This window comes from Pantoea sp. Z09, from assembly GCF_022394795.1.
GTDB lineage: Bacteria > Pseudomonadota > Gammaproteobacteria > Enterobacterales > Enterobacteriaceae > Pantoea > Pantoea latae.
The window spans coordinates 2,996,651-3,021,758 of record NZ_CP092373.1 but is presented as its reverse complement, the minus strand read 5'-3'; the positions used below and the strand labels follow the sequence as shown (position 1 = coordinate 3,021,758).

General features: G+C 61.7%; 23 protein-coding genes. 15 read left to right on the top strand and 8 right to left on the bottom strand.

Annotated features, from left to right (window positions below):
* Window positions 1–6 precede the first annotated feature (6 nt).
* Together MC269_RS14525 and rlmM are read left to right on the top strand one after the other, a co-directional pair.
* Window positions 7–402 (top strand): DUF423 domain-containing protein, encoded by a 396-nt coding sequence (locus MC269_RS14525; RefSeq protein ID WP_081141185.1) that lies wholly within the window; start codon window positions 7–9, stop codon window positions 400–402.
* Window positions 395–1,495, top strand: coding sequence for a 23S rRNA (cytidine(2498)-2'-O)-methyltransferase RlmM (gene rlmM, locus MC269_RS14520; protein WP_239952832.1), 1,101 nt, complete (start codon window positions 395–397; stop codon window positions 1,493–1,495). Before MC269_RS14525 ends, rlmM begins: the two co-directional genes overlap by 8 nt.
* A gap of 5 nt (window positions 1,496–1,500) precedes the next feature.
* Here the strand turns inward: rlmM and xni are convergent, their stop codons facing one another.
* From xni to queF, 3 genes are all read right to left on the bottom strand, one after another.
* Window positions 1,501–2,277, bottom strand: coding sequence for a flap endonuclease Xni (gene xni, locus MC269_RS14515; RefSeq protein WP_239952831.1), 777 nt, complete (start codon window positions 2,275–2,277; stop codon window positions 1,501–1,503).
* A gap of 39 nt (window positions 2,278–2,316) precedes the next feature.
* Window positions 2,317–3,678: a nucleotide 5'-monophosphate nucleosidase PpnN gene (gene ppnN / locus MC269_RS14510; protein ID WP_081141182.1), complete on the bottom strand. Its 1,362-nt coding sequence runs from the start codon at window positions 3,676–3,678 to the stop codon at window positions 2,317–2,319.
* A gap of 169 nt (window positions 3,679–3,847) precedes the next feature.
* Window positions 3,848–4,693, bottom strand: coding sequence for an NADPH-dependent 7-cyano-7-deazaguanine reductase QueF (gene queF / locus MC269_RS14505; RefSeq protein WP_239952830.1), 846 nt, complete (start codon window positions 4,691–4,693; stop codon window positions 3,848–3,850).
* 62 nt (window positions 4,694–4,755) lie between these two features.
* Between queF and syd the strand changes: the two genes are divergently transcribed.
* From syd to MC269_RS14485, 4 genes are all read left to right on the top strand, one after another.
* A complete protein-coding gene (syd, locus tag MC269_RS14500; protein ID WP_239952829.1) occupies window positions 4,756–5,304 on the top strand; it encodes a SecY-interacting protein in 549 nt (182 codons plus the stop codon).
* 589 nt (window positions 5,305–5,893) lie between these two features.
* Window positions 5,894–6,217 (top strand): YqcC family protein, encoded by a 324-nt coding sequence (locus MC269_RS14495; RefSeq protein WP_239952828.1) that lies wholly within the window; start codon window positions 5,894–5,896, stop codon window positions 6,215–6,217.
* The gene (gene truC, locus MC269_RS14490; protein WP_239952827.1) at window positions 6,217–6,993 is read left to right on the top strand and encodes a tRNA pseudouridine(65) synthase TruC; all 777 of its coding nucleotides are present in this window, start codon (window positions 6,217–6,219) and stop codon (window positions 6,991–6,993) included. Before MC269_RS14495 ends, truC begins: the two co-directional genes overlap by 1 nt.
* 11 nt (window positions 6,994–7,004) lie before the next feature.
* Window positions 7,005–7,451 carry a flavodoxin gene (locus tag MC269_RS14485; RefSeq protein WP_081141177.1) on the top strand — a complete coding sequence of 149 codons (447 nt, stop codon included), beginning with the start codon at window positions 7,005–7,007 and terminating at the stop codon, window positions 7,449–7,451.
* A gap of 39 nt (window positions 7,452–7,490) precedes the next feature.
* On the opposite strand, the gene garD is transcribed toward MC269_RS14485, so the two are convergent.
* On the bottom strand, window positions 7,491–9,050 hold the full coding sequence (gene garD / locus MC269_RS14480; protein ID WP_239952826.1) for a galactarate dehydratase: 1,560 nt from the start codon (window positions 9,048–9,050) through the stop codon (window positions 7,491–7,493).
* Window positions 9,051–9,554: 504 nt separating this feature from the next.
* Here garD and MC269_RS14475 point away from each other — a divergent pair.
* The 6 genes from MC269_RS14475 to MC269_RS14450 all read left to right on the top strand — a co-directional run bounded on the left by MC269_RS14475 (window position 9,555) and on the right by MC269_RS14450 (window position 16,542).
* Window positions 9,555–10,901: an MFS transporter gene (locus MC269_RS14475; RefSeq protein WP_081141175.1), complete on the top strand. Its 1,347-nt coding sequence runs from the start codon at window positions 9,555–9,557 to the stop codon at window positions 10,899–10,901.
* Between the two features lie 9 nt (window positions 10,902–10,910).
* Complete coding sequence (locus tag MC269_RS14470) at window positions 10,911–12,257, top strand: glucarate dehydratase family protein (RefSeq protein WP_239952825.1); 1,347 nt, start codon at window positions 10,911–10,913, stop codon at window positions 12,255–12,257.
* Between the two features lie 10 nt (window positions 12,258–12,267).
* Window positions 12,268–13,599 (top strand): glucarate dehydratase, encoded by a 1,332-nt coding sequence (gene gudD / locus MC269_RS14465; RefSeq protein WP_081141173.1) that lies wholly within the window; start codon window positions 12,268–12,270, stop codon window positions 13,597–13,599.
* Window positions 13,600–13,644: 45 nt separating this feature from the next.
* The gene (gene garL, locus MC269_RS14460) at window positions 13,645–14,415 is read left to right on the top strand and encodes a 2-dehydro-3-deoxyglucarate aldolase (protein ID WP_239955126.1); all 771 of its coding nucleotides are present in this window, start codon (window positions 13,645–13,647) and stop codon (window positions 14,413–14,415) included.
* 19 nt (window positions 14,416–14,434) lie between these two features.
* Entirely contained in the window at window positions 14,435–15,319 is an 885-nt protein-coding gene (gene garR / locus MC269_RS14455; protein ID WP_081141171.1) for a 2-hydroxy-3-oxopropionate reductase, read from the top strand.
* Window positions 15,320–15,399: 80 nt separating this feature from the next.
* On the top strand, window positions 15,400–16,542 hold the full coding sequence (locus MC269_RS14450) for a glycerate kinase (protein ID WP_239952824.1): 1,143 nt from the start codon (window positions 15,400–15,402) through the stop codon (window positions 16,540–16,542).
* A gap of 419 nt (window positions 16,543–16,961) precedes the next feature.
* Here MC269_RS14450 and MC269_RS14445 read toward each other — a convergent pair whose 3' ends face one another.
* The 4 genes from MC269_RS14445 to pepD form a co-directional block, all read right to left on the bottom strand.
* A complete protein-coding gene (locus MC269_RS14445; protein ID WP_239955124.1) occupies window positions 16,962–18,038 on the bottom strand; it encodes a sugar ABC transporter substrate-binding protein in 1,077 nt (358 codons plus the stop codon).
* Between the two features lie 11 nt (window positions 18,039–18,049).
* Window positions 18,050–19,051, bottom strand: a complete 1,002-nt coding sequence (locus MC269_RS14440) for an ABC transporter permease (protein WP_239952823.1) — start codon at window positions 19,049–19,051, stop codon at window positions 18,050–18,052.
* Complete coding sequence (locus MC269_RS14435; protein WP_239952822.1) at window positions 19,048–20,553, bottom strand: sugar ABC transporter ATP-binding protein; 1,506 nt, start codon at window positions 20,551–20,553, stop codon at window positions 19,048–19,050. Before MC269_RS14435 ends, MC269_RS14440 begins: the two co-directional genes overlap by 4 nt.
* 259 nt (window positions 20,554–20,812) lie before the next feature.
* Window positions 20,813–22,270 (bottom strand): beta-Ala-His dipeptidase, encoded by a 1,458-nt coding sequence (pepD, locus tag MC269_RS14430; protein ID WP_239952821.1) that lies wholly within the window; start codon window positions 22,268–22,270, stop codon window positions 20,813–20,815.
* A 253-nt stretch (window positions 22,271–22,523) separates the two neighbouring features.
* Between pepD and gpt the strand changes: the two genes are divergently transcribed.
* The 3 genes from gpt (at window position 22,524) to crl (ending at window position 24,933) form a co-directional block, all read left to right on the top strand.
* Window positions 22,524–22,985 (top strand): xanthine phosphoribosyltransferase, encoded by a 462-nt coding sequence (gpt, locus tag MC269_RS14425; RefSeq protein ID WP_081141165.1) that lies wholly within the window; start codon window positions 22,524–22,526, stop codon window positions 22,983–22,985.
* 240 nt (window positions 22,986–23,225) lie between these two features.
* Window positions 23,226–24,473 carry an esterase FrsA gene (gene frsA / locus MC269_RS14420; protein ID WP_239952820.1) on the top strand — a complete coding sequence of 416 codons (1,248 nt, stop codon included), beginning with the start codon at window positions 23,226–23,228 and terminating at the stop codon, window positions 24,471–24,473.
* A 58-nt stretch (window positions 24,474–24,531) separates the two neighbouring features.
* Window positions 24,532–24,933, top strand: a complete 402-nt coding sequence (gene crl, locus MC269_RS14415; RefSeq protein WP_081141163.1) for a sigma factor-binding protein Crl — start codon at window positions 24,532–24,534, stop codon at window positions 24,931–24,933.
* Window positions 24,934–25,108: the final 175 nt, after the last annotated feature.

Genomic DNA, 25,108 nt, shown 5'->3' with positions numbered 1-25,108 from the left:
AGTCAGATGTCCAGTCGTGCCATGTTTATCTTTGCCGCCATCAGCGGATTTTTGCTGGTGGCGTTTGGCGCTTTTGGCGCGCACGTATTAAGCCGCTCGCTCGGTCCGGCCGAAATGGCCTGGATCCACACCGGGCTGGAGTACCAGGCGTACCATACGCTGGCGGTGATCGGTTTAGGCGCGGCGATGCTGCGCCGCGCCAACCTCTGGTTTTACTGGAGCAGCGCATTTCTCGCCCTCGGCATCGTGCTGTTTAGCGGCAGCCTTTACTGTCTGGCGCTGTCGCATCTGAAGTTTTGGGTTTTTGTTACGCCGATCGGTGGGCTCTGCTTTCTGGTCGGCTGGTTCCTGATGTTGATTGGCGCGCTGCGTCTGAAACGAAAGGCAGATCGCCATGAATAAAGTTTTACTCTATTGCCGTCCTGGTTTTGAAAAAGAGTGCGCGGCGGAAATCGCGGCGCACGCCGCCGAGCGTGAGATCTATGGTTTCCCGCGGGTGAAAGAGAACAGCGGCTACGTGCTGTTCGAATGTTATCAGCACGAAGACGCCGATCGGCTGGCGCGCGAGCTGCCGTTTGAGACGCTGATCTTTGCCCGCCAGATGCTGGTGGTCGGCGAGCTGTTGAAAGACCTGCCGCCGGACGACCGCATTGCGCCAATCGTCGGCATGCTGACCGGCGTGGTGGAGAAGGGCGGCGAACTGCGCGTCGAGGTGCCAGACACCAACGAAGCGAAAGAGCTGACCAAATTCTGCCGCAAGTTCACCGTGCCGCTGCGCGCCAGCCTGCGCGACGCGGGGATCCTGCTCAACTATGAAAGCCCGAAGCGTCCGGTGGTGCACGTCTTCTTTATCGCGCCTGGCGCCTGCTATGTCGGCTATTCGGTGGTCGGCAACCATTCGCCGTTCTATATGGGCATTCCGCGCCTGAAGTTTCCGGCCGACGCGCCGAGCCGCTCGACCCTGAAGCTGGAAGAGGCGTTTCACGTCTTTATTCCTGCCGACGAGTGGGACGAGCGTCTGGCGGGCGGCATGCACGCGGTCGATCTCGGCGCCTGTCCCGGCGGCTGGACCTATCAGCTGGTAAAGCGCAGCATGTGGGTTTATGCGGTAGACAACGGCCCGATGGCGCCAAGCCTGATGGACACCGGGCAGGTAACGCACTGTCGCGAAGATGGCTTTAAGTTTCGCCCGACGCGCAACAACAACGACTGGCTGGTGTGCGACATGGTCGAGAAGCCGGTGCGCGTTGCCAGCCTGATGACCGAATGGCTGGTCAACGGCTGGTGCCGCGAAGCGATCTTCAACCTCAAGCTGCCGATGAAAAAGCGCTACGAAGAGGTGACGCAGAACCTGGCGATGATTGACGAGGCGCTGAAGGCGCAGGGCATCAACGCGCAGATCCGCGCCCGCCAGCTCTACCACGACCGCGAAGAGGTCACGGTGCATATTCGCCGCATCTGGGGCGCCATTCCAGGCCGCCGCGACGAACGCTAAGCGTCTCAGGCCGGGCGCTGCGCCGCCTGGCCTGCATACCGCAGCGTTTTTAAATTCCCCTGCAGCACCAAATCCTGCTTCAGCATCGCCACCTGTCGGCTGATTAAGGCGGACTCACGCCCGGCCTCCAGCTTCGCGCGCCACTTCTCCGGCACCTCATCAAGCTGCGCATAGATCGCCTCCAGCGAACCAAAGGTTTGCAGCAGCGTTTTCGCGCTTTTCGGGCCGATGCCCGCCACGCCGGGGATCTTGCTGCTGCTGATGCCGCACAGCCCCCAGTAGTCGGGCAGTCGCTGCGGCGCGACACCGAACTCACTTTCGATAAACGGCAGATCGAGCCAGCGCTTCTGAAAGTAGTCGCGAATGCGGATCTGCGGCGCCAGCAGCTGGCAATAGCCTTTATCGGTCGAGACGATGGTTGCCTGATGGCCCGCCTGCGCCATCTTGACCGCCAGCGTCGCCGCCAGGTCATCCGCTTCATCCGCCTCGGCGGTCCAGCAGCTGACGCCCACGCGGCGAAACGCCTCCTGCAGCGCGGGCAGCTCGGCCTGTAGATCCTCCGGCATTGGCGGCCGGCCGCTTTTATAGTCCGGCAGCAGCTGATGACGCCAGCCCTGGTGACGCTGTTCGCTGTCGAAAACCGCCACGACGTGCGTCGGCTGCGTATGCCCCAGCAGCTGGCGCAGCGCCGCGACGCAGCCCTCGACGCAGGGCGATCCCTGCACGGCGTGCAGACGGCGTATCAGATTAAGCGCGTCCACGATAAGAAGGTGAAATGACATAGGCTAAACGGCAGCCCGTGCGGGCTGCCTTCCTTGCGTTTATTTAATGATTTCGTAGCAGGGGATATAGGCGGTGCCCGGCAGCTTCATGCGGTGCTGGGCGACGAACCCCTGCAGCAGCTCATCCATGCGGCGCATAATGTCCGGCTCGCCGTGCAGTTTAAACGGGCCTTTTTCGCGGATTTCGCGGATGCCAATCTCTTTCACGTTGCCGGCGACGATGCCGGAGAAGGCGCGTCGCAGATCCGCCGCCAGCTGCTCTGCCGGCTGGCTGGTGTAGAGATTGAGGTTGGCCATGTTCTCATGGGTCGGCAGAAAGGGCTTCTGCAGGTCGGGCGAGATGCGAATCGACCAGTTGAAGCTGTAGGCGTCGCCGGTTTCCCGACGATACTCTTTCACCTGCGGCATCGCTTTTTTCATCAGGCGCGCCACTTCGGCGGCATCGTCAATAACGATGGTGTAGTGCTTGCGCGCCGCTTCGCCCAGCGTGTTGACGATAAAGTCGTCCAGCACGTGGAAGTAGTCAGCGCTCTCGCGCGGCCCGGTGAGGATCAGCGGCAGCACCTGCTCGTGGTTCTGCGGGTTCATCATGATCCCCAACAGGTAGAGCAGCTCTTCCGCCGTGCCGACGCCGCCTGGGAAGATAATGATGCCGTGCGCGATGCGCACGAACGCCTCCAGCCGCTTTTCGATATCCGGCATGATGATCAGTTCGTTCACCAGCGGATTCGGCGGCTCGGCGGCGATGATCGACGGCTCGGTCAGCCCAATAAAGCGGCTGTCGCGGTAGCGCTGCTGCGCATGACCCACCGCCGCGCCTTTCATCGGCGCCTCCATGACCCCCGGCCCACAGCCGGTGCAGATATTCAGCTCGCGCAGGCCGAGCTGGGTGCCGACGTTGCGGCAGTACTGATACTCCACCGCGTTAATCGAGTGACCGCCCCAGCAGACCACGGTGTTCGGGTACTCTCCGATGTGCAGCGCGCGGGCGTTGCGCAGAATAGAGAAAACCTGGTTGGTGATATGCGCCGAATCATCCGGCGGCGCCTCTTCCATCCCGGCAATCGCCAGCTGGCCGTTAACGAACAAAATGTCGCGCAGCACGGCGAACAGGTTGGCCTGCAGCGAGCGGATGATGCGCCCGTCGACAAAGGCCTCTTCCGGCGGATTGATCAGTTCCAGCTTAACGCCGCGCTCGCGGCGCAGCACATTGATGTCGAAATTCTCAAAGCGGGAAAGCAGTTCGTGGCTGCTGTCGGTCTGGCTGCCTGAATTCAAGACGGCGAGCGAGCAGTTGCGAAACAGCTGGTAAAGGTCGCTGCTCGCCGTGCGCTTGAGCATGTCGACTTCCAGCTGAGACAACAGATCCATCGAGCCAAGAGGGCTGATATGCGTAATCAAATGAACTCCTTTACACCCGCCTGGGTGACTGATGACACCGCTGTCGCGGTGGCGAAAATCCCTGGTCGGCAATCCTCCGATCGCCGCCTTCAACAGAGTGCCTTGTCGACCGCGAATGCTCAAGGGGAACGCAATCCCTGACGCGCAGGCTGCGAGAGGCCTCGCAAAGCTACTGGCGCACCAGTCGGGAAAAGCCGGGACGGAAGGGCACGTTGCTGCGCCAGGGATTAATATCCAGCCCGCCGCGGCGCGTGTAGCGCGCATAGACCGTCAGCTGCTCCGGGCGGCAGAAACGCAGCAGGTCGTTAAAGATGCGCTCCACGCACTGCTCGTGAAACTCATTATGCTGGCGGAAAGAGATCAGATAGCGCAGCAGCGCCTCGCGATCGATGCGCGGGCCTTTGTAGCGGATCATCACCGATCCCCAGTCAGGCTGGTTGGTGATCAAACAGTTGGATTTCAGCAGATGGCTGACCAGCGTCTCTTCAACCACCTCGCTGCCCGCCGCCTCGGCCAGATAGTCGGCATTAAAGCGGTAGTCGCTAATCTCAATATCCTGCTCGTCAATGCAGGAGCCGCTAAACTGACCGATAGGCTGGCCTTCCAGTTCGCTCAGACGGAACAGCGCCACGCTGACCTCGCCCTGCGCGCAGGCGCCGAGATCGCGCTCCAGCGTCTGGCGCACCTCGCCCCAGTCGGCGAAACGCGTCTGGTTAAAGCTGTTAAGGTAGAGCTTAAAGCTCTTCGACTCGATAAGATGTTCGCTGGTGGCGTTGAGCACTACCTCGCCCAGCGCGACCTGCGGCACGCCCTTGCTGTTAAGCCAGGAGAGTTCGTATAGCGTCCAGATATCCGCGCCGGTAAAGGGCAGCGAATCGGACTGCAGCCCCAGCGGCGTCCGGTTCAGACTGCGCGGCACCGCCTGCAGCAGGCTGGGATCGTATTTATCGTGGTAGGCTGTGGGTTTGCCCAGGGTCAGGCTGCTCAGCGCCTGATCCTTTTCATATAAAGACATAGCGGTTACCCGTGAGACAAAACAAAGTGGATCAGTGTAACCCATCAGACGTGAGAAAAAGAGTGATGCAACAGACTGTGGACGCCCTGCGCGAATTTACCGCCCGCTACTGCAATGCCTGGCAACAGCGCACCGGCCATGCGCCCGCCAGCCAGGCGCTTTTCGGCGTGCCGTCGCCCTGCATCGTCGCCACTCAGGCGGACGAAGTCTGGTGGCAGCCGCAGCCCTTTACCTTGCCCGCGACGCTGGAGGCGGTCGAGCGCGCGCTGGATCTTCAGCTGCAGCAGGATGTCGCCGCGTTTTACACCGCGCAGTTCGCCGGGGATATGGCGGCGCGCTTTGAGCAGCGCGAGCTGTCGCTGCTGCAGGTCTGGAGCGAAGAGGACTTTGTCCGGCTGCAGGAAAATTTAATCGGTCATTTGATTATGAAGCGCCGCCTGAAACAGACGCCGACGCTGTTTATCGCCGCCACCGAGTCAGAGCAGGAGATCGTCTCGCTCTGCAACCTGAGTGGCGAAATCATTCTCGAACAGCCTGGCAGCAAAAAGCGCGAGGTTTTAGCGCAAAACATTCAGATATTTCTTACGAATTTACAACCGGTTACTGGCTGATTTGCAGATATTGGCTGTCATTCTTGTGCGATATCTCTTACATACGTTGTGAGAGATTGGCATTTTAATTGAGAGCCATCCAGAAGTCTCCAATGTAAAAATATTGTGAATCATCGACTTAATGGCGATAGTCCTAAATTTGGTCTATAAACAAATAGCGTAACGCTTTTTAGTACCTTGTTTATTCAGCGGCCTCTGCCAGAATAGTCAGCAGTTGGCAGGAAGCCAGAGGATTAAAGATAGCGTCAGGATACGTCATGCCAGGAGGCGGGACCGTAACGGAGTTTACGTCACACGGAAGGCTTCAGGATGAAGCAGGATACTCAGGAGTGAGTCAGGGACACCTCCAGGAAGGAGAACGAGAGCCGCACATGATGGGTGGCGGGCCTGGATGCCAAAGGAATTATCAGGACGATAAGCGCAGGATGGCGCGCAGGAAAAGTTGTCACGGATGAGCAGGGAGCATCAGCGTAGCGGGAAAGCTGCAAACGAACCGGGAGCACTGTTTTAACAGTGCTCCCTTTTTTTGCGCCCGCGTCCGGCGGTGGTATGCTTGCCGCCCGAATTTACCGCTCGCTGGAGGTGGCGTATGACCCCTTTACTGTTACAACGGCTGGAGCAGCTCGAAACGCTGCTGCGCGATCATCAACACTGGCAGGAGACGCCCCCCTCCGCCAGCGCGCTCGCCAGCGATCAGCCTTTCTGCCTCGATACCCTGGAGCCGCTCGAGTGGCTCCAGTGGGTGCTGATCCCGCGCCTGCGGGCGCTTATCGCCGCGCAGCAGCCGCTGCCGCAAAACTTCGCCATCGCCCCCTATTTTGAAGTCGCGCTGACCGCCGCGACGCCAGGCCATGCGCCGATCCTGCGCAGCCTGACCCAGCTCGACGCGCTGTTTATGGACGATCGCGCCTGATGCTGGAGATTATCTATCAGGATGAGTGGCTGGTGGCGGTCAACAAGCCCGCCGGCTGGCTGGTGCACCGCAGCTGGCTGGATCGCAAAGAGAAAGTGGTGGTGATGCAGACGGTGCGTGACCAGATCGGCCAGCACGTCTTTACCGCGCATCGCCTCGACCGTCCCACCTCCGGCGTGCTGCTGATGGGCCTCTCCAGCGAGGTAGGGCGGCTGCTGTCGCAGCAGTTCGAACAGCATCAGATGCAGAAAACCTACCACGCGGTGACGCGCGGCTGGCTGCAGGAGAGCGGCACGCTCGACTATCCGCTGGTGGAAGAGCTGGACAAAATCGCCGATAAGTTCGCCACGCAAGCGCGCACCGCGCAGCCTGCGGTGACCGACTATCAGGCGCTGGCCTGGGCGGAAATGCCGGTGGCGATCGGCCGCTACGCCAGCGCGCGCTACAGCCTGCTGCAGCTCTCGCCGCGCACCGGCCGCAAGCATCAGCTGCGGCGCCATATGGCGCACCTGCGGCATCCGATTATCGGCGACACCACCCACGGCGATCTGCGGCAAAATCGCGGCGCGGCGCAGCAGTTCGGCGCCGATCGGCTGATGCTGCACGCCAGCAGCCTGGCGCTGACGCATCCCATCACCGGCGAGCCGCTGGTGATCCGCGCCGGGCTGGATGCGGTATGGCACCAGCTGGCGCAGCAGTTCGGCTGGCAGGCGGCGTTCGCCGCCGCGGGACTTGAGTTTGCCGCCGCGGCGGGCGAGGATAGCACTTCAGCTTAAGGAGCAGGCATATGGCGAAGATTGGCATTTTTGTAGGTACGGTATACGGCAACGCGCTGCTGGTGGCGGAAGAGGCGCAGCCGATTTTACAGGCGCAGGGGCATGAGGTCGCGCTCTATGACGATCCGACTCTGGCGCAGTGGCAAGGCTACGGCGGCGACGTGGCGCTGGTGATCACCTCGACCACCGGGCAGGGCAATTTTCCGGACAACATCGCCCGACTCTATCAGGATGTCAAAGATAAGCTGGGTTATCAGCCGACGCTGCGCTACGGCGTTATCGCGCTGGGCGACAGCAGCTACGACCACTTCTGCGGCGCGGGCAAAACCTTTGACGCGCTGCTGCAGGAGCAGAGCGCAACGCGCGTCGGCGAGGTGCTGCTGGTGGACGCCACCGAGCATCCCGAACCAGAGTCGGTCACCTCGCCGTGGGTGGAAGCCTGGGGCAAAGCGCTTTAAGCGCATCGCGCGCGGCGTGCCTGCCGCGCGCGTGGCGCATCAGGTCACCGGCGCCGGGTTGAACACCGCCAGCTGATTGCGAATGCCCCAGCGATCCGACCAGGTTTGCTGGCGGCCGCTGGCGATATCCAGAATCAGATGGAACAGCCGCCAGCCGACCTGTTCAATGGTCTCTTCGCCGGTGGCGATGGTGCCAGCGTTAATATCCATCAAATCGTGCCAGCGCTCGGCCAGCGCGTTGCGCGTCGCCATCTTGATCACCGGGATCGCCGCCAGTCCGTAAGGCGTGCCGCGTCCAGTGGTAAAAACCTGCAGCGTAATGCCCGACGCCATCTGCTGCGTGCCGCAGACAAAGTCGCTGGCGGGCGTCGCGGCGTAGATCAGCCCGCGCCGCGTCGGACGCTGGCCCGGCGACAGCACTTCGACAATCGGGCTGCGCCCCGACTTGGCGATCGATCCCAGCGCTTTTTCCACTACGTTCGCCAGCCCGCCTTTTTTATTGCCGGGCGAGGGGTTGGCGCTACGGTCGGTTTTACCCTGATCGAGATAGTCGTCATACCACGCCATCTCTTCCAGCAGCCGCTTGCCGACCGCTTCATCGATCACGCGCGGCGTCAGCAGGTGGATCGCATCGCGCACTTCGGTCACTTCCGAGAACATCACCGTGGCGCCGCAGCGCACCAGCAGATCGGAGGCGAAGCCCACCGCGGGGTTCGCCGTCACGCCGGAAAAGGCGTCGCTGCCGCCGCACTGCATGCCGACCATCAGCGCCGAGGCGGGGCAGGTTTCGCGCTGACGCTGATTGAGCCGCTCAAGGTGCCTTTTCGCCACGCTGAGGATCTCCTCCACCATGGCGCCAAAGCCGATATGGCGCTCATCCTGCAGCCGCACGATGTCATTATCATCCAGCGAAATCGCCTGCACGTCGTCGGTGCCGGTCAGCAGCCGTTCCGGCTGTAATTTTTCGCAGCCGAGGCTCACCACCATGATTTCGCCGCCGAAGTTGGCGTTGAGCGCCAGGTTGTGAATGGTGCGGATCGGCACCACCGCCGCCGGCGCGTTAATCGCCACGCCGCAGCCGTAAAGATGGTTCAGCGCCACCACGCCGTCGACGTTGGGATAGCGGGGCAGCAGATCGCGCTCAATAATCTGCACCACATAGTCCACTACGCCCGCGACGCAGTGCACGCTGGTGGTGATGCCAAGCAGGTTGCGCGTGCCGACGCTGCCGTCGGCGTTGCGGTAGCCTTCGAAGGTGTAGCCCTCCAGCGGCGGCAGAGCGGGCGGCACGTTGTTCGCCAGCGGCAGGCTGGCGAGCGGCGGCGCCTCGGGCAGCGCCACCAGCGACTCGTCAATCCAGCTGCCCTGGGCGATATCGCGCAGGGCATAGCCGATCACTTCGCCGTAGCGCAGAATAGCCGCACCCTGCGCAATGGCGGCCAGCGCGACTTTGTGTCCTTGCGGCACATGCTCCGTCAGCGTCAGCCCGTCGGGAAATTGTGTGCCGGCCGGCAATCCCTGGTTGTTGACCACGATTGCGACATTGTCGTTTTCATGGACTTTGATGCAGAGCGGCGGCTCTTTGGTCATGGGGTTCATCGCTCACCTTCCAGTCATGCGCCGTACGTGGCGGCGCGTTATCGTTCTCAGAGACGCACATCGAATTTGCCAGCTTTAGTATATGGAAGGGATTTGCCCGCCGCATTGTGCAACTGAACGGCATTAAGGCGAGAAATCACCGCTTTTTGGTTCGCTTTTCCAAAAGCAAGTGAAGAGTCTCACAAAGCGCCCGCCCGCTGCTTATTTCTTAAGCATTTTGATGCCAAAAAACCGGGTTCCGTGAAGCGCGCCGCAGTCGGCTGTGCAACTGCCATATAATCCCTGTGAATCAAAGGAAATTGTCAGGCGTTCTTCCAGTGCCTCCCGCTTTTGCCCTTCCTATACTGGCTTTCGTTATTCGACGTTAGGTTATTCGTCACGACGCACTATCGGTTTGCCCCTATAAAAAAATCGCCGTGTTTAACCCGACTTCTCTCTGATACCCAACGCGATGTGTATGCAGTCAGAGCGAATGTAGCGAACGCTATATTTCAGGAGTGCATCATGAATAGTTACAGCCAGACGGCGGAAGCGGTGCAGAAGCGCACCAACGCCCGCTACTGGATCGTGGTGATGCTGTTTATCGTCACCTCGTTCAACTACGGCGACCGCGCCACCATTTCCATCGCCGGTTCCGCCATGTCGAAAGATATCGGCCTCGACTCTGTCGGTCTGGGCTACATCTTCTCGGCGTTCTCCTGGGCCTACGTCATCGGGCAGATCCCCGGCGGCTGGCTGCTGGACCGCTTCGGCTCGAAACGCGTCTACTTCTGGAGCATCTTTACCTGGTCGCTCTTTACCCTGCTGCAGGGCTTCGTCGATATCTTCAGCGGCTTCGGCATCATCGTTTCGCTGTTTCTGCTGCGCTTTATGGTTGGCCTGGCGGAAGCGCCTTCCTTCCCGGGCAACAGCCGCATCGTGGCCGCCTGGTTCCCGGCGCAGGAGCGCGGCACCGCCGTGGCGATTTTCAACTCCGCGCAATATTTCGCCACGGTGATCTTTGCGCCGATTATGGGCTGGCTGGTGGCGGAAGTGGGCTGGGCGCACGTGTTCTGGTTTATGGGCGGTCTCGGCATCATTCTCAGCTTTATCTGGCTGAAGGTGATCCACGATCCCAACGACCATCCCGGCGTCAATAAAGCGGAGCTGGAGTATATGGCGCAGGGCGGCGCGCTGATCAATATGGATGCGAAAAAGGCGGAGCACAAAGTGAGCTGGAATGAGAAGTGGTTCCAGATCAAGCAGCTGCTCTCCTCGCGCATGATGCTGGGCATCTATCTCGGCCAGTACTGCGTCAACGCGCTGACCTACTTCTTTATCACCTGGTTCCCGGTCTATCTGGTGCAGGCGCGCGGCATGTCGATCCTGAAAGCGGGGATGATCGCCTCGATTCCGGCGGTGTGCGGCTTCCTTGGCGGCGTGCTCGGCGGCGTCATCTCCGACTACCTGATGCGAAAAACCGGCTCGCTCAATATCGCGCGTAAAACGCCGATCGTGCTCGGCATGCTGCTCTCTATCAGCATGGTGATGTGTAACTACAGCGACACGGAGTGGGTAGTGGTGTTCTTTATGGCGCTCGCCTTCTTCGGCAAAGGCATCGGCGCGCTGGGCTGGGCGGTGATGGCGGATACCGCGCCGAAAGAGATCAGCGGCCTGAGCGGCGGCCTGTTCAATATGTTCGGCAACCTCTCCGGCATCGTGACGCCTATCGCTATCGGCTACATCATCGCCACCAGCGGCTCGTTTGAAGGCGCGCTGATCTATGTCGGCATCCATGCGTTTGTCGCCGCGTTTAGCTTCCTGGTGATCGCGGGTGACATCAAACGTATCGAACTGAAGCACCGGACCTGAGGAGAGAGTATGAACACGCAAAGTTCACCGGTTATCACCGAGATGCAGGTGATCCCCGTCGCCGGATACGACAGCATGCTGCTGAATATCGGCGGCGCGCATAACGCCTGCTTTACTCGCAATATCGTGGTGCTGACCGACAGCGCCGGCCATACCGGCGTTGGCGAAGCGCCAGGCGGCGACACCATCTATCAGACGCTGGTAGAGGCGATCCCGCAGGTGAAAGGGCAGCAGGTGGCGCGCATGAACCGGCTGGTGCAGCAGGTGCACAAAGGCAACCAGACCGCCGATTTCGACACCTTCGGCAAAGGCGCCTGGACCTTTGAACTACGCGTCAACGCCGTGGCGGCGCTGGAGGCGGCGCTGCTCGATCTGCTCGGTCAGGCGCTTGGCGTGCCGGTGGCAGAGCTGCTCGGCCCCGGTCAGCAGCGCGACGAGGTGACGGTGCTGGGCTATCTCTTCTATATCGGCGACCGGGAAAAAACCGATCTGCCCTATCAGAGCGGCGAAAAAGGCAGCCATGACTGGTATCGCCTGCGTCATCAGCAGGCGCTGACGCCGGAGGCGGTGGTGCGGCTGGCCGAGGCGGCGCAGGACAAGTACGGCTTTAAAGATTTCAAACTCAAAGGCGGCGTGCTGCCGGGCGAGCAGGAGATCGCCTCCGCCGTGGCGCTCAAGAGGCGCTTCCCGGACGCGCGCATCACTGTCGATCCCAACGGCGCCTGGCATCTGGACGAGGCGATCCGCCTCTGTAAAGGCATGGGCGACGTGCTGACCTATGCAGAAGATCCGTGCGGTGCCGAGCAGGGCTATTCCGGGCGCGAGGTGATGGCGGAGTTCCGCCGCGCCACCGGGCTGCCGGTCGCCACCAATATGATCGCCACCAACTGGCGTGAGATGAACCACGCGGTGATGCTCAACGCGGTCGATATCCCGCTGGCCGATCCGCACTTCTGGACGCTGAGCGGCGCGGTGCGCGTGGCGCAGCTGTGCGACGACTGGGGGCTCACCTGGGGCTGTCACTCCAACAACCACTTCGATATTTCGCTGGCGATGTTTACCCACGTTGGCGCCGCCGCGCCGGGCAAACCGACCGCCATCGACACCCACTGGATCTGGCAAGAGGGCGATCAGCGTCTGACCAAACAGCCGCTGCAGATCCGCAACGGCAAAATCGCCGTGCCCGACGCGCCGGGTCTCGGCATTGAGCTGGACTGGGATCGGCTGCGCCAGGCCAACGACCTCTTTAAATCGCTGCCGGCGGGCGCGCGCAACGACGCCACCGCCATGCAGTATCTGGTTCCCGGTTGGACCTTCGACCGCAAGCGCCCGGCATTTGGCCGCGCCACAGTGTAAGGAGCAGGAAATGAGTTCGACACCGAAAGTCACAGCGATGCAGGTTATTCCGGTAGCCGGATATGACAGCATGTTGCTCAACCTGAGCGGCGCGCACGCGCCTTTTTTCACCCGCAACATCGTGATCATTAAGGACAATGCAGGCCATACCGGCGTCGGCGAAATTCCCGGCGGCGAGCGAATTCGTCAAACGCTGGAGGACGCGGCGTCGCTGGTGATCGGCAAAACGGTCGGCGAGTACAAAAACGTGCTCAGCCTGGTGCGCAGCACCTTCGCCGATCGCGATTCGTCAGGGCGCGGCAGCCAGACCTTTGACCTGCGCACCACCATCCACGTGGTGACCGGCATTGAGGCGGCGCTGCTCGACCTGTTAGGGCAGCACCTTCAGGTCAACGTCGCCACGCTGCTGGGCGACGGCCAGCAGCGCGACCGCGTCGAGATGCTCGGCTACCTGTTCTACATCGGCGATCGTAAGAAAACCGCGCTGCCTTACCAGAGTCAGGAAGATGAACGCTGCGACTGGTATCGCCTGCGCCACGAAGAGGCACTGACGCCGGACGCGGTGGTGCGGCTGGCCGAGGCGGCGTACGACAAGTACGGCTTTAACGACTTCAAGCTCAAGGGCGGCGTGCTGCGCGGCGGCGAAGAGGCGGAAGCGGTGACGGCGCTGGCAAAACGCTTCCCGGAGGCGCGTATTACCCTCGATCCCAATGGCGCCTGGTCGCTCAACGAGGCGATCCTGCTCGGCAAGCAGCTGAAAGGGGTGCTGGCCTACGCGGAAGATCCGTGCGGCGCAGAGCAGGGCTACTCCGGCCGCGAAGTGATGGCGGAGTTCCGCCGCGCCACCGGCCTGCCGACCGCCACCAATATGATCGCCACCGACTGGCGCCAGATGGGCCACACGCTGTCGCTGCAGTCGGTCGATATTCCGCTGGCCGACCCGCACTTCTGGACCATGCAGGGATCGGTGCGCGTGGCGCAGATGTGTCACGACTTCGGCCTCACCTGGGGCTCGCACTCCAACAACCACTTCGACGTCTCGCTGGCGATGTTCACCCACGTCGCGGCCGCCGCGCCGGGCGCCATTACCGCCATCGATACCCACTGGATCTGGCAGGAGGGCAATCAGCGCCTGACCAAAGAGCCGCTGCAAATTAAAGGCGGCATGGTGCAGGTGCCGCAGAAGCCAGGCCTCGGCGTCGAGCTGGATATGGATCAGGTGATGCAGGCCAACGCGCTCTATCAGAAACATGGGCTGGGCGCGCGCGACGATGCGCAGGCGATGCAGTTCCTCGTGCCGAACTGGACCTTCGACAATAAGCGTCCCTGTCTGGTGCGCTAACTTTTTCGCTCCCTGCGGGGAGCGGCTGTAACGGGAGAAGAGATGATGAGTAACAGAGCCTGGCCGAACGCCTTTCGCCAACGCCTGCTGGCGGGCGAAACCCTGATCGGCAGCTGGTGCGCGCTGGCGAACCCGATTACCACCGAAGTGCTCGGCCTGGCCGGTTTCGACTGGCTGGTGCTGGACGGCGAACACGCGCCCAACGATATCACTACCTTTGTGCCGCAGCTGATGGCGCTCAAGGGCAGCGTCAGCGCGCCGGTGGTGCGTCCGCCGTGCAACGAGCCGGTGATCATCAAGCGCCTGCTGGATATCGGCTTCTACAATTTCCTGATCCCGTTTGTGGAAACTGAAGAGGAAGCGGCGCGCGCCGTGGCGTCTACCCGCTATCCGCCCGCCGGCATCCGCGGCGTCTCGGTGTCGCACCGCAGCAACATGTACGGCACGCTGCCGGACTACAACAGCACGGTGAACGACAACATCACGCTGCTGGTGCAGATCGAGACCCAGCAGGCGGTGGACAATATCGACGCCATCGCGGCGGTTGAGGGCGTCGACGGCATCTTTGTCGGCCCGGGGGATCTCTCCGCCGCGCTCGGCTATCTCGGCCAGCCTGCTCACCCGGAAGTGCTGAAGGTGATCAAGCATGTGTTTGAGCGCGCGAAGGCGGCGGGCAAGCCGAGCGGCATTCTTGCGCCGGTGGAAGCAGACGCGCGCCGCTATCTGGAGTGGGGCGCCAGCTTCGTTGCCGTGGGCAGCGATTTAGGGGTCTTCCGCCACGCCACCCAGGCGCTGTGCGACAAATTCAAGCAGTAACTGACAGAGAGGAAAGGCAATGAAAATTGGATTTATCGGCCTCGGCATTATGGGCAAACCGATGAGTAAAAACCTGGTGAAAGCGGGTTACTCGCTGGTGGTTCGCGATCACAACGCCAGCAACGAAGCGGAATTAGTTGAGCTGGGCGCCACCGTGGCGACATCGCCGAAAGCGGTGGCGGAGCAGGTCGACGTGATTATTACCATGGTGCCTAACTCGCCGCAGGTGAAAGAGGTCTGCCTCGGCGAAAACGGCATTATCGACGGCGCGAAGCCGGGCCTGATCGTGATTGATATGAGTTCTATCGCGCCGCTCGCCAGCCGCGAAGTGCATGACGCACTGGCGGAGAAGGGCATCAGGATGCTCGATGCGCCGGTGAGCGGCGGCGAGCCGAAAGCGATCGAGGGCACGCTCTCCGTGATGGTGGGCGGCGACAAAGCGATCTTCGACCAGTGCTACGACATCATGAAGGCGATGGCGGGTTCGGTGGTGCACACCGGCGATATTGGCGCGGGCAACGTCACCAAGCTGGCGAATCAGGTGATCGTGGCGCTTAACATCGCGGCGATGTCGGAAGCGCTGTCGCTGGCGACCAAAGCGGGCGTCAATCCCGAACTGGTCTATCAGGCGATCCGCGGCGGGCTGGCGGGCAGCACCGTGCTCGACGCCAAAGCGCCGATGGTGCTGGATCGCAACTTCAAGCCGGGCTTCCGCATCGATTTGCACATCAAGGACCTGGCGAATGCGCTGGACACCTCGCACGGCATCGGCGCGCATCTGCCGCTCACCGCCGCGGTGATGGAGATGATGCAGGCGCTGCGCACCGACGGGCAGGGCAACGCCGACCACAGCGCGCTCGCCTGCTATTATGAAAAATTAGCCAAGGTTGAGATTACCCGTTAACGCTCTGCGGCGGTCCGGCGTGACCGCCGCCAGCGTCATCATGGATGATGAATCGTCCATCAACAGCGCCTGGATTGCCTATGAAAATCGTAATCGCACCGGATTCATACAAAGAGAGTTTATCCGCCTCAGGCGTGGCGTCGGCGATTGAAGCGGGATTCCGCGAGATCTTTCCTGACGCTACTTACGTGAAGATACCGGTGGCCGACGGCGGCGAAGGCACGGTCGAGGCGATGGTGGCGGCGACAGAGGGAAGTCTCGTCAATCTGCGCGTCACCGGGCCGCTCGGCGCGCCGGTCGATGCGTTCTACGGCCTTTCCGGCGACGCGCGCACCGCTTTTATCGAGATGGCGGCCGCCAGCGGGCTGGAGCTGGTGCCCGCCGCGCAGCGCGATCCCCTCACCACGACCTCCTTCGGCACCGGCGAACTGATCAAGAGCGCGCTGGACAAAGGGGTTGAGCATATCATTATCGGCATCGGCGGCAGTGCCACCAACGACGGCGGCGCGGGCATGATGCAGGCGCTGGGCGCGCGGCTGCTGGACGAGGGGGAACAAGAGATCGGCTTCGGCGGCGGCGCGCTGCCGGGGCTGGCGAAAATTGACATTAGCGGGCTGGACGCGCGCGTGCGGCAGTGCCGTTTCGAGGTGGCGTGCGACGTCACCAACCCGCTGACCGGTCGCGACGGCGCCTCGGCCATTTTCGGCCCGCAAAAAGGGGCGACCCCGGCGCTGGTGGAGCAGCTGGATCGCGCGCTGGCGCACTACGCGGCGATTATTCAGCGCGATCTCGACATCGACGTGCTGCATATTCCCGGCGGCGGCGCGGCAGGTGGCATGGGCGCGGCGCTGCACGCCTTCTGCCAGGCGGATCTGCGGCGCGGCATCGAGATCGTTACCGAGGCGCTGGGGCTGGCGGAGCAGGTCAAAGACGCGGCGCTGGTGATCACCGGCGAAGGGCGCATCGACAGCCAGAGCATCAACGGCAAGGTGCCGATTGGCGTGGCGCAGGTGGCGAAACAGTTCAACAAGCCGGTGATAGGCATTGCCGGCAGCCTGACGGCGGACGTTGGCGTGGTGCATCAGCACGGTCTGGATGCGGTGTTCAGCGTGCTCTACAGCATCTGCACGCTGGAAGAGGCGCTGGCCAACGCGGAAAACAACCTGCGGCTGGCGGCCAGGAATATCGCCGCGACGCTGAAGATGGGCGGCGCGATACGGTAAAAAAGCGGTCTTCAGGCTAATGCTTGTGGTGATAACGCAGGCTGGGGCCGCTCAGGGACTGGCGGTCCTCGCGCCGCTGACGCGGTCCCTTCACGCCATTCGTCTGCCTGACGGACCGGTGGGGATGGAACCTCCCTGTTCCAGCCCCACCTTTCGCCCGCATCCCTGCGGGCTCTCCTGACAGACTCACTCTGTTCAGCGCTGCGAAATGCCCGCCCCTGAGCGGCTCCAGCCTGCTGGCCAGCTTCCGTGTGCGCTGCTGAAAAGGACGGCAGCGTTTTTACTGCTGCAAAGGGCACCCTGTCTGAGGCCACCGCACCGGCACGCGCATAAAACAAAGGCCGCCATTTTAAGAAAATAGCGGCCTTACCTGAACATGACCTTAACTGACTGGCATTAGCCTTCAGGCCCTTGCTGTTTTATTTCTTATATTTCGCTTCCAGCGTGGCGAACCACGGCGCGACGAAATCGTTATTGCCGCCCCAGCCGGGCACGATCTTATTCAGCGACGCCACGTTAATCGCGCCCTGCTGACTGTTTAGCTGCTGCTGAGAGATAGAGGCGCCTTTAAAATCGTAGCTGGCGGGCGTCGCTTCACCGGCGATCTTGTTCGCCACCAGACGCATATTCACCGCGCCGATGGTTTTCGGATCGACCGCCACGGTCTGCACCCACGGGCTGTTCTTCTCGCGCATCAGCTGCAGATCCTGATTGGAAACGTCGATGCTGTAGAGTTTGATCTCGGTGCGGCCGTTCTCCTGCAGCGCCTTATAGGCACCCTGGCTAAAGGCGTCCCACGCGCCCCAGATCGCATCGATTTTGCCTTTCGGGTATTTGGCGAGGATGGCGCCAATCTTGTTGGCGGTGTCGCCCTGCACGTCAGAGGAGACCGCGCCAATCGACTCCAGCTGATGAATGCCTGGATTCTCCTTCAGCAGCTTCTCATACACCACCTGACGGCGCTCCATCGCCGGGAAACCGGCGACCCACAGCTTGACGATATTCGCCTTGCCGTTGAAGTCCTTGATCAGCTGGCCGAGCGACGACTGCGCCAGCGAGGCGTCATCCTGCGCGGTCACGGTCACGCCCGGGATCGGCGTATCGACCGGCGTGTCGAACACCGACACTTTAATGCCCGCGTCGGCGACGCGCTTCACCAGCCCGCTGGCGTAGGGCGCTTTGCCGTGCGACAGAATAATACCGTCATACTTCTGGCTGATCGCCTGATTAACGAAGTCCTGAAAGCGCGCGTCATCGCCGTTGCTGAGAAAGGTGCTGACCTTAAAGCCCAGCTTGCGGCCCTCCTGAATGGCGCCCGCGACAAACTGCGTGGTGTTGTCGTCAGAGCCCAGGTTGCGGATCACCGCGATGCGCACCGGCCCTTCATGACTGGCGATGGGCGCAGGCACCGGCGCCACGGTGTCGGCAAAGGCGCTGGCAGAAAGCAGGCTGAGGGTCAGCAGAGAAAGCGATATTTTTTCATTGTCATTTTCCAGGTTAATCAGCGTTAGCGGCGCTGAACGTAGGTCATCGCCAGTGCCAGAGCCAGCACCAGTCCTTTAATAATATCCATGGCGTAATAGGGAACAGAGAGCATCACCAGGCCGTTTTGCAGCACGCCGAGCAGCACCGCGCCCACCAGCGTGCCCAGCGCGTTAGGTTTGCCGGAGCCGGCCAGCGACAGGCCGATCCAGGCGGCGGCCACGGCGTCCATCAGGTAGCCGCCGCCGGCGTTAACCTGTGACGAGCCGATACGCGAGGCGAGCAGAATGCCGCCCAGTCCCGCCAGCAGCGAGGCGATAACGTAGGCCAGCACGCGGTAGCGCGTGGTGCGGATGCCGGAGAGGCGCGCCGCTTCCGGGTTGCCGCCCAGCGCATACATGCGGCGGCCGTGGGTGGTGAGCGACAGCGCCAGCTGCGCCGCCGCGGTCACCACCAGCATAATAATGACGATCACCGGCACCTGGCCGAGCAGGCCGAAGCCCGCCGGGATCGCGCCTTCCGCCATATCGCCGCTCGGCATCACCATATTTTCCGTGATCGAGCCGCCGAAGCTGTAGGTCATCGCCACGCCCTGGATAATAAACAGCGTGGCGAGGGTCGCCAGCATATCGGGGATGCGCAGGATCACGATCAGAAAGGCGTTGAACAGGCCGATCAGCGTACAGAGCGCCAGCGTCAGGGCAATCGCCTCGACGCTGTTCATGCCGTACCAGACAAACAGCGAAATCACCAGCGCGTTGGCCAGCGAGGCGGTGGAGCCAACCGACAGGTCGAAGCCGCCGACGGTCAGCGACACCGACACGCCCACGGCGATCACCGTCACGATGGCGATGGATCGCAGGATATTGATGATGTTGTTCGGCTCCAGAAAGCTGTCGGAGGCGAGGCCGAAACCGGCAATCAGGAGGGCGACGGTGATCAGCATGCCCCATTTATAGAGGAAATCGAACAGTCGGTGGCGCAGCGGTGTCGCTGCTGCGTTCAGGGTTATATCTTTGCTGCTCACGCAGGGGTTCCTCCAGTGGAATAAAGCAGAAGCGTCTCTTCGGTCGCGTCGCGGGCGTCCAGTTCGGCGACGATGCGCCCGTCCCACAGCACGCAAATGCGGTCGCACAGGCCAGTTAGCTCGGAAAACTCGCCAGAGGCGTAGATAATCCCTTTGCCTTCCTGCGCCAGATCGCCGATCAGGCGAAACAGTTCGGTTTTCGCCTTGATATCGACCCCTTTGGTCGGCTCATCGAAAATCAGCACGTCGGCCTGGCTGCGCAGCCACTTGCCGATGGCGACCTTTTGCTGGTTGCCGCCGGAGAGGCGACGCAGCGACTGGCCGGGGCCGGTGGTGCGCACGTTGAGGCGCTGGATCACCGCTTCTGCCCAGCGCCACGCCTGACGATGGCCGAACAGGCTCCAGCGCGAAAAGCTGTTGTCGGCGCTGACGCTGAGGTTCATCGCCACCGGTTCGTCAATAAAAATGCCCTCTTTGCGTCGCTCTTCCGGCACCAGCGCCATGCGTCGGCTCACCGAGTCGTGCGGCGAACGCGGCCGCCACGGCTTGCCGTGCAGCTCGCCGCGCGTTACGCGGCTTTTGCTGGCGCCGAACAGCGCCTTGCACAGCTCGGTTTTGCCGGCGCCCGCCAGTCCGGCGATGCCGAGGATCTCGCCCTGGTGCAGCCGCAGCGAAATATCCTGCAGCAGACGCTCGTCGTGCAGCCCCTCCACCGCCAGCAGCAGCGGCTGCGCGCGGGCAGGGCGGCGCGGCGGATAGATATCGGTCAGCGCATGGCCGAGCATCTTCTCAACGATCTGCTCGCCGCTCAGCGCCGCCATCGGACCGCTCTCGATCAGGCGACCGTCGCGCAGCACCGTCAGCCGGTCGCAAATCGCTTTCAGCTCATGGATGCGGTGCGAAATAAACACCACGCCGATGCCGCTGGCCTGCAGGCGGCGCACCACGGCGAACAGGCGCTCGCTCTCATGTTGATCGAGCGGCGCGGTGGGTTCGTCGAGGATGAGAAAACGGCAGTGGTGCGACAGCGCGCGCGCCAGCAAAATCTGCTGCTTCTCCGCCAGCGTGCAGCGCTCCACCAGCCGGTTAACGTCGATGTGGGCGTCGAGCTGCGCCAGCAGGGCGCGCGCCTGCTGGCGAATGGCGCCCCAGCGGAAGCCGTGCCCCGGCTGCGCCAGCCGATCCAGCAGAATGTTTTCCGCCACGCTCAGCTGCGGCACCAGCGCAACGTCTACCTCCTGCTGCACCAGATGAATGCCAAGCCGTTTCGCATCGCGCGGGCTGCGTATCGACACCGGCACGCCGTCGAGCAGGATCTCGCCGCTGTAGTGGCTGTGCGCGCCGGAAAGTACCGCCATCAGCGTCGACTTGCCCGCGCCGTTGGCGCCGGTCAGGGCGTGTACCGAGTGACCTTCCGCGACAAAATCGACCTGCGTCAACGCAGCGAATCCGCCGAATGCGAGTGAGATATTCCGCATCTCAAGGCGGTTTAACGCGCTCATTAGTTCAGGCTCCCCTGTGTCTGACTGGCCGCAATTTTTTCCTGAAGCATCAGGCGCGGCAACAGCCGAAAGCGCATAAGCTAGCACGAAATCTTATTAGCCATCCAGACATCTGGATTGTTTGGCGGCTAAAGCTGGCACGCCAGATAACGCTGGTGTTTTACAGCAGGGAATAAAAGGAAGGTGGTGTTTTATGCTGGGCGGAAGGGCAGAAATAAAAAAACCAGGCCGGAGCCTGGTTGAGGATGCAAAGGGGCGCTTATTTTGCCGGGATGGCGTTCAGCAGGGTGGTGAGCAGCTTCCAGTAAAGGCCGACGCTCTCGATATGCACCTGCTCGTCCGGCGAGTGCGGGCCGGTAATGGTTGGGCCGATAGAGACCATATCCATCTCTGGATAGGGCTTCTTGAACAGGCCGCACTCGAGACCGGCGTGGATCACCTGGATATTCGGCGTTTTGTCGAACAGCGCGATGTAGGTCTGACGCGTCAGCGCCATAATCGGCGAATTAGCATCAGGCTGCCAGCCCGGATAGCCACCTTTCGGTTTCGTCTGCGCGCCAGCCAGCTGGCCAAGCGAGGTCAGCATCTGCACCACGTAGTCGCGGCCGGTGTCGATCAGCGAACGGATCAGGCAGTTAATCTCCGCCTTGTCGTGATCCATGGTAACGACGCCGACGTTGAGCGAGGTTTCCACCACGCCTTTCGCCACGTCGGAGTTGCGGATCACGCCGTTCGGCGTGCTGTTCAGCAGGTTAAGGAAGCGGTCGCGGCTCTCGGCGCTCAGCGCCTCGCCCTGATGCGCCAGCGGCTCGGTGACGACGTTGATGTTCTTCTCTTTCACGCCGTGCTCGTTTTGCAGCGCCAGCAGGAAGTGCGCCGCGGCCGCTTTCAGCGCGTCGACTTTATGGCTCTCAACCGCCAGCGTGGCAAAGGCTTCGCGCGGGATGGCGTTGCGCAGCGTGCCGCCGGTGAAGTCAATCAGACGCAGATCCAGCTCTGCGGCGTGGGCGGCGAGGAAACGCGCCAGCAGCTTGTTGGCGTTGCCGAGACCCATATGGATATCTGCGCCGGAGTGGCCGCCGCGCAGCCCTTTCAGGGTCAGCTTCAGCGTTTCGAAGTCAGCCGGCACCGCTTCGCGCGTCAGCGGCAGGGTGGTGATAAAGTCGATGCCGCCCGCGCAGCCCATGTAGATCTCGCCTTCCTCTTCCGAGTCGGTGTTGATCAGGATCTCCGCCTGCAGCCAGTTCGGCTGCAGCCCAAAAGCGCCGTCCATGCCGGTCTCTTCGGTCATGGTGAGCAGTACCTCCAGCGGGCCGTGAGTCAGGCTGCTGTCGGCCAGCACCGCCAGCGCAGAGGCCATACCGATGCCGTTGTCGGCGCCCAGCGTGGTGCCGCGCGCCTTCACCCATTCGCCGTCGATGTAGGGCTGAATCGGATCTTTGGTGAAGTCATGGGCGGTGTCGTTGTTTTTCTGCGGCACCATATCGAGGTGCGCCTGCAGCGCCACCGGCGTGCGGTTTTCCATGCCGGCGGTGGCCGGTTTGCGGATCAGGATATTGCCGACCGCGTCGCGCTCGACCCAGAAACCCTGCTCTTTCGCCCAGCCAACGATATAGCTGGCCAGCGCTTCTTCATGAAAAGAGGGGTGCGGAATGGAGCAGATTTTGGCGAAGATATCCCACAGCGGTTGGGGAGAAAGCTGAGACAATTCAGACACGACAGGTCTCCTGTGTCAGTGCGCCGGCCAGGCCGAGGCGCGCGTGTTTCCGGTGAATGGTCGCCGTCAGCGGATCTGACGTGATGGGGCTGAGAATATCACTGTTAGCGCCGGGTGCGTACTCAGGCGCGCTAAAAAGCCGCAACCAGTGGTTCGGATGCTGGTTTTTAGCGCTGAGGATCCTTATAATCTCGCGCAACCTTTTTCCCGTTGCACATTTTTAAGCCGATTAAGTTGGCTGGGATCGCTATTCATGAGTGAGAAATACGTCGTTACCTGGGACATGCTGCAGATTCATGCCCGCAAACTGGCTCAGCGCCTGCTTCCTGTTGAACAGTGGAAAGGCATTATCGCGGTCAGCCGCGGCGGCCTGGTGCCTGCGTCGCTGCTGGCGCGCGAGCTGGGCATTCGCTATGTCGACACCGTCTGCATCTCCAGCTACGACCACGACCATCAGCGCGAGATGAAAGTGCTCAAGCGCGCGGAAGGCGACGGCGAAGGCTTTATCGTCATCGATGACCTGGTCGACACCGGCGGCACCGCGCAGGCGATCCGCGAAATGTATCCCAAAGCGCACTTCGTCACTATTTTCGCCAAGCCGGCAGGTCGCCCGCTGGTGGATGACTACGTGGTGGATATTCCGCAGAACACCTGGATCGAGCAGCCGTGGGACATGGGCGTGGTTTATATCCCGCCCATTGTGAAAGGCGCCTGATCTTTCGTGTTAACAACGCCCGGCTTGCCGGGCGTTGTGCTTTTTACGGCGGGTAGCATGGCCTGTAGAGCAAAGCGTCCTGCGCCAGGGATGGCGCAGGCCGAGCGGGCAAGGATGCCATCTTTTGCGTCTTTGCGGACAGGCCATGCTACCCGCCGCGCACTGCGCTCTTTTGCACCTCGCGCCGCTCCTGACCCTGCAGTACACTTAGCCACTGCCAGGCCGCCAGGAGAACCGAGCATGTCGAGCAAAAACCTCAGCGAAGAGCTATTCAAACCGCACTACAACTATCCCGAAACCTCGTCGCTGGTGCATCGCCAGCACCACGCCGCTGTCGATGTCGACGCGACGCTGGACGGCAGCAGCCAGCACGGCTGGTATCGCATGCTCAACAAGCTGATGTGGACGTGGCGCGGCGTGCCGCCGCAGGAGATCAGCGAGGTGCTGGCGCGTATCGCCATCAGCGATCAGCGGCACACCGACGACGCGCTGCTCGACACCGTGATCGGCTTTCGCAGCGGCAACTGGGCGTTCGAGTGGTCGAAGCAGGCGGGCCTCTGGCAGCAGCGTGCGCAGGAAGAGGGCGATGACAGCCTGGCGGGCGAGCACTGGCTGCACGCCTCGCACCTGTTCAGCCTCGCCGCCTATCCCTATATCAAAGGCGACGAGCTGGCGGATCAGGCGCAGACGCTGGCGAACCGCGCCTATGAAGAGGCGACGCGGCGTCTGCCCGGCGAACTCAAAGCGCTCAGCTTCACTATCGACGGCGGCAGCCCTATTACCGGCTTCCTGCATATGCCGCCCAACGCCTCGGCCCCGTATCCCACCGTGCTGCTGTGTGGCGGCCTCGACTCGCTGCAAAGCGACCATTATCGCCTGTTCCACGACTACCTTGCGCCGCGCGGCATCGCCATGCTGACGCTGGATATGCCCTCGGTGGGCTTCTCCGTAAAGTGGCGGCTCAACCAGGACACCAGCTTTCTGCATCAGCAGGTGCTGCGCCAGCTGGAGAATGTGGCCTGGGTCGATCACCGGCGCGTGGCGGCGTTCGGCTATCGCTTCGGCGCCAACGTCGCGGTGCGGCTCGCCTATCTGGAGGTGCCGCGTCTGCGTGCGGCGGCAACGCTCGGCCCGATGGTGCACAGCCTGCTGGCCAGCGCGCAGCAGCAGGACGCCATCCCCGATATGTATATGGATATGCTTGCCAGCCGCCTCGGCATGGCCTTTACCAGTGACAGCGCGCTGCGCACCGAGCTGAATCGATACTCGCTGAAGGTGCAGGGGCTGCTGGGTCGCCGCACGCCGACGCCGATGCTGGCGGGCTACTGGCCAGACGATCCTTTCGGCCCGGAAGAGGACGCGCGGCTGATCGCCAGCTCCTCCGCCGACGGCAAACTGCTGCCGATTGCCGCCAGACCGGCGCTGGCCAATTTCGAGCGCGCCCTGAATCAGGTTTGCGACTGGCTGGCAAAGCGGTTACAACAGTAGCTGGCAAATTACGTGCGGTTTGCTTTAATACTAACGGTCAAACTTATGGAGAATTAGCATGACGTTACCGAGTGGTCATCCCCGTAGTCGCCTGCTTAAGCGCTTCACCGAGCTGGGACCGTATATCCGCGAAGGGAAATGTGAAGAAACGCGGTTCTTTTTCGACTGCCTGGCCGCCTGCGTCAATGTTAAACCTGCGCCAGAAAGCCGCGAGTTCTGGGGCTGGTGGATGGAGCTGGAAGCGCATCAGGATCATTTTACCTATGTCTATCATATCGGCCTGTTCGATAAAGATGGTGACTGGTCCGTCGCAAACATTAAAGGTAAAGAGAATAACCAGAAGGTGGAAGAGACGCTGCGCAATTTCCACACGCGCCTGAAAGCGATGCTGCAGGAGTTGAATCTGGGGCTGACGCCCGCCAGCGGCTTCGACGAGCAGCCGGTAAAACTCAGCGCCTGACAACGGCAGGCATAGTCCGATGCGTTTCGGCTATGCCTGTTCTGCCTTATTTTTTCCTTCCCGTCATCGTCTCTTTTTCTTTATCACCTGATTCACCGCCGCGCTTTAATTCCCCCAAACATTTCGCCTGCTTATTTGATTATGGTTATTTACTAAACTCGAATTATAAAACCTT

Bases quoted from the DNA above. Each gene is read 5' to 3' on its own strand.
- MC269_RS14495 (WP_239952828.1), top strand. From the start codon at position 5,894: ATGACCCCTTTACTGTTACAACGGCTGGAGCAGCTCGAAACGCTGCTG.
- gpt (WP_081141165.1), top strand. From the start codon at position 22,524: ATGAGTGAGAAATACGTCGTTACCTGGGACATGCTGCAGATTCATGCC.
- MC269_RS14450 (WP_239952824.1), top strand. From the start codon at position 15,400: ATGAAAATCGTAATCGCACCGGATTCATACAAAGAGAGTTTATCCGCC.
- garD (WP_239952826.1), bottom strand. From the start codon at position 9,050: ATGAACCCCATGACCAAAGAGCCGCCGCTCTGCATCAAAGTCCATGAA.
- garL (WP_239955126.1), top strand. From the start codon at position 13,645: ATGAGTAACAGAGCCTGGCCGAACGCCTTTCGCCAACGCCTGCTGGCG.
- crl (WP_081141163.1), top strand. From the start codon at position 24,532: ATGACGTTACCGAGTGGTCATCCCCGTAGTCGCCTGCTTAAGCGCTTC.
- queF (WP_239952830.1), bottom strand. From the start codon at position 4,693: ATGTCTTTATATGAAAAGGATCAGGCGCTGAGCAGCCTGACCCTGGGC.
- MC269_RS14475 (WP_081141175.1), top strand. From the start codon at position 9,555: ATGAATAGTTACAGCCAGACGGCGGAAGCGGTGCAGAAGCGCACCAAC.
- garR (WP_081141171.1), top strand. From the start codon at position 14,435: ATGAAAATTGGATTTATCGGCCTCGGCATTATGGGCAAACCGATGAGT.
- frsA (WP_239952820.1), top strand. From the start codon at position 23,226: ATGTCGAGCAAAAACCTCAGCGAAGAGCTATTCAAACCGCACTACAAC.
- MC269_RS14470 (WP_239952825.1), top strand. From the start codon at position 10,911: ATGAACACGCAAAGTTCACCGGTTATCACCGAGATGCAGGTGATCCCC.
- truC (WP_239952827.1), top strand. From the start codon at position 6,217: ATGCTGGAGATTATCTATCAGGATGAGTGGCTGGTGGCGGTCAACAAG.
- xni (WP_239952831.1), bottom strand. From the start codon at position 2,277: ATGTCATTTCACCTTCTTATCGTGGACGCGCTTAATCTGATACGCCGT.
- MC269_RS14435 (WP_239952822.1), bottom strand. From the start codon at position 20,553: ATGAGCGCGTTAAACCGCCTTGAGATGCGGAATATCTCACTCGCATTC.
- gudD (WP_081141173.1), top strand. From the start codon at position 12,268: ATGAGTTCGACACCGAAAGTCACAGCGATGCAGGTTATTCCGGTAGCC.
- rlmM (WP_239952832.1), top strand. From the start codon at position 395: ATGAATAAAGTTTTACTCTATTGCCGTCCTGGTTTTGAAAAAGAGTGC.
- MC269_RS14525 (WP_081141185.1), top strand. From the start codon at position 7: ATGTCCAGTCGTGCCATGTTTATCTTTGCCGCCATCAGCGGATTTTTG.
- MC269_RS14485 (WP_081141177.1), top strand. From the start codon at position 7,005: ATGGCGAAGATTGGCATTTTTGTAGGTACGGTATACGGCAACGCGCTG.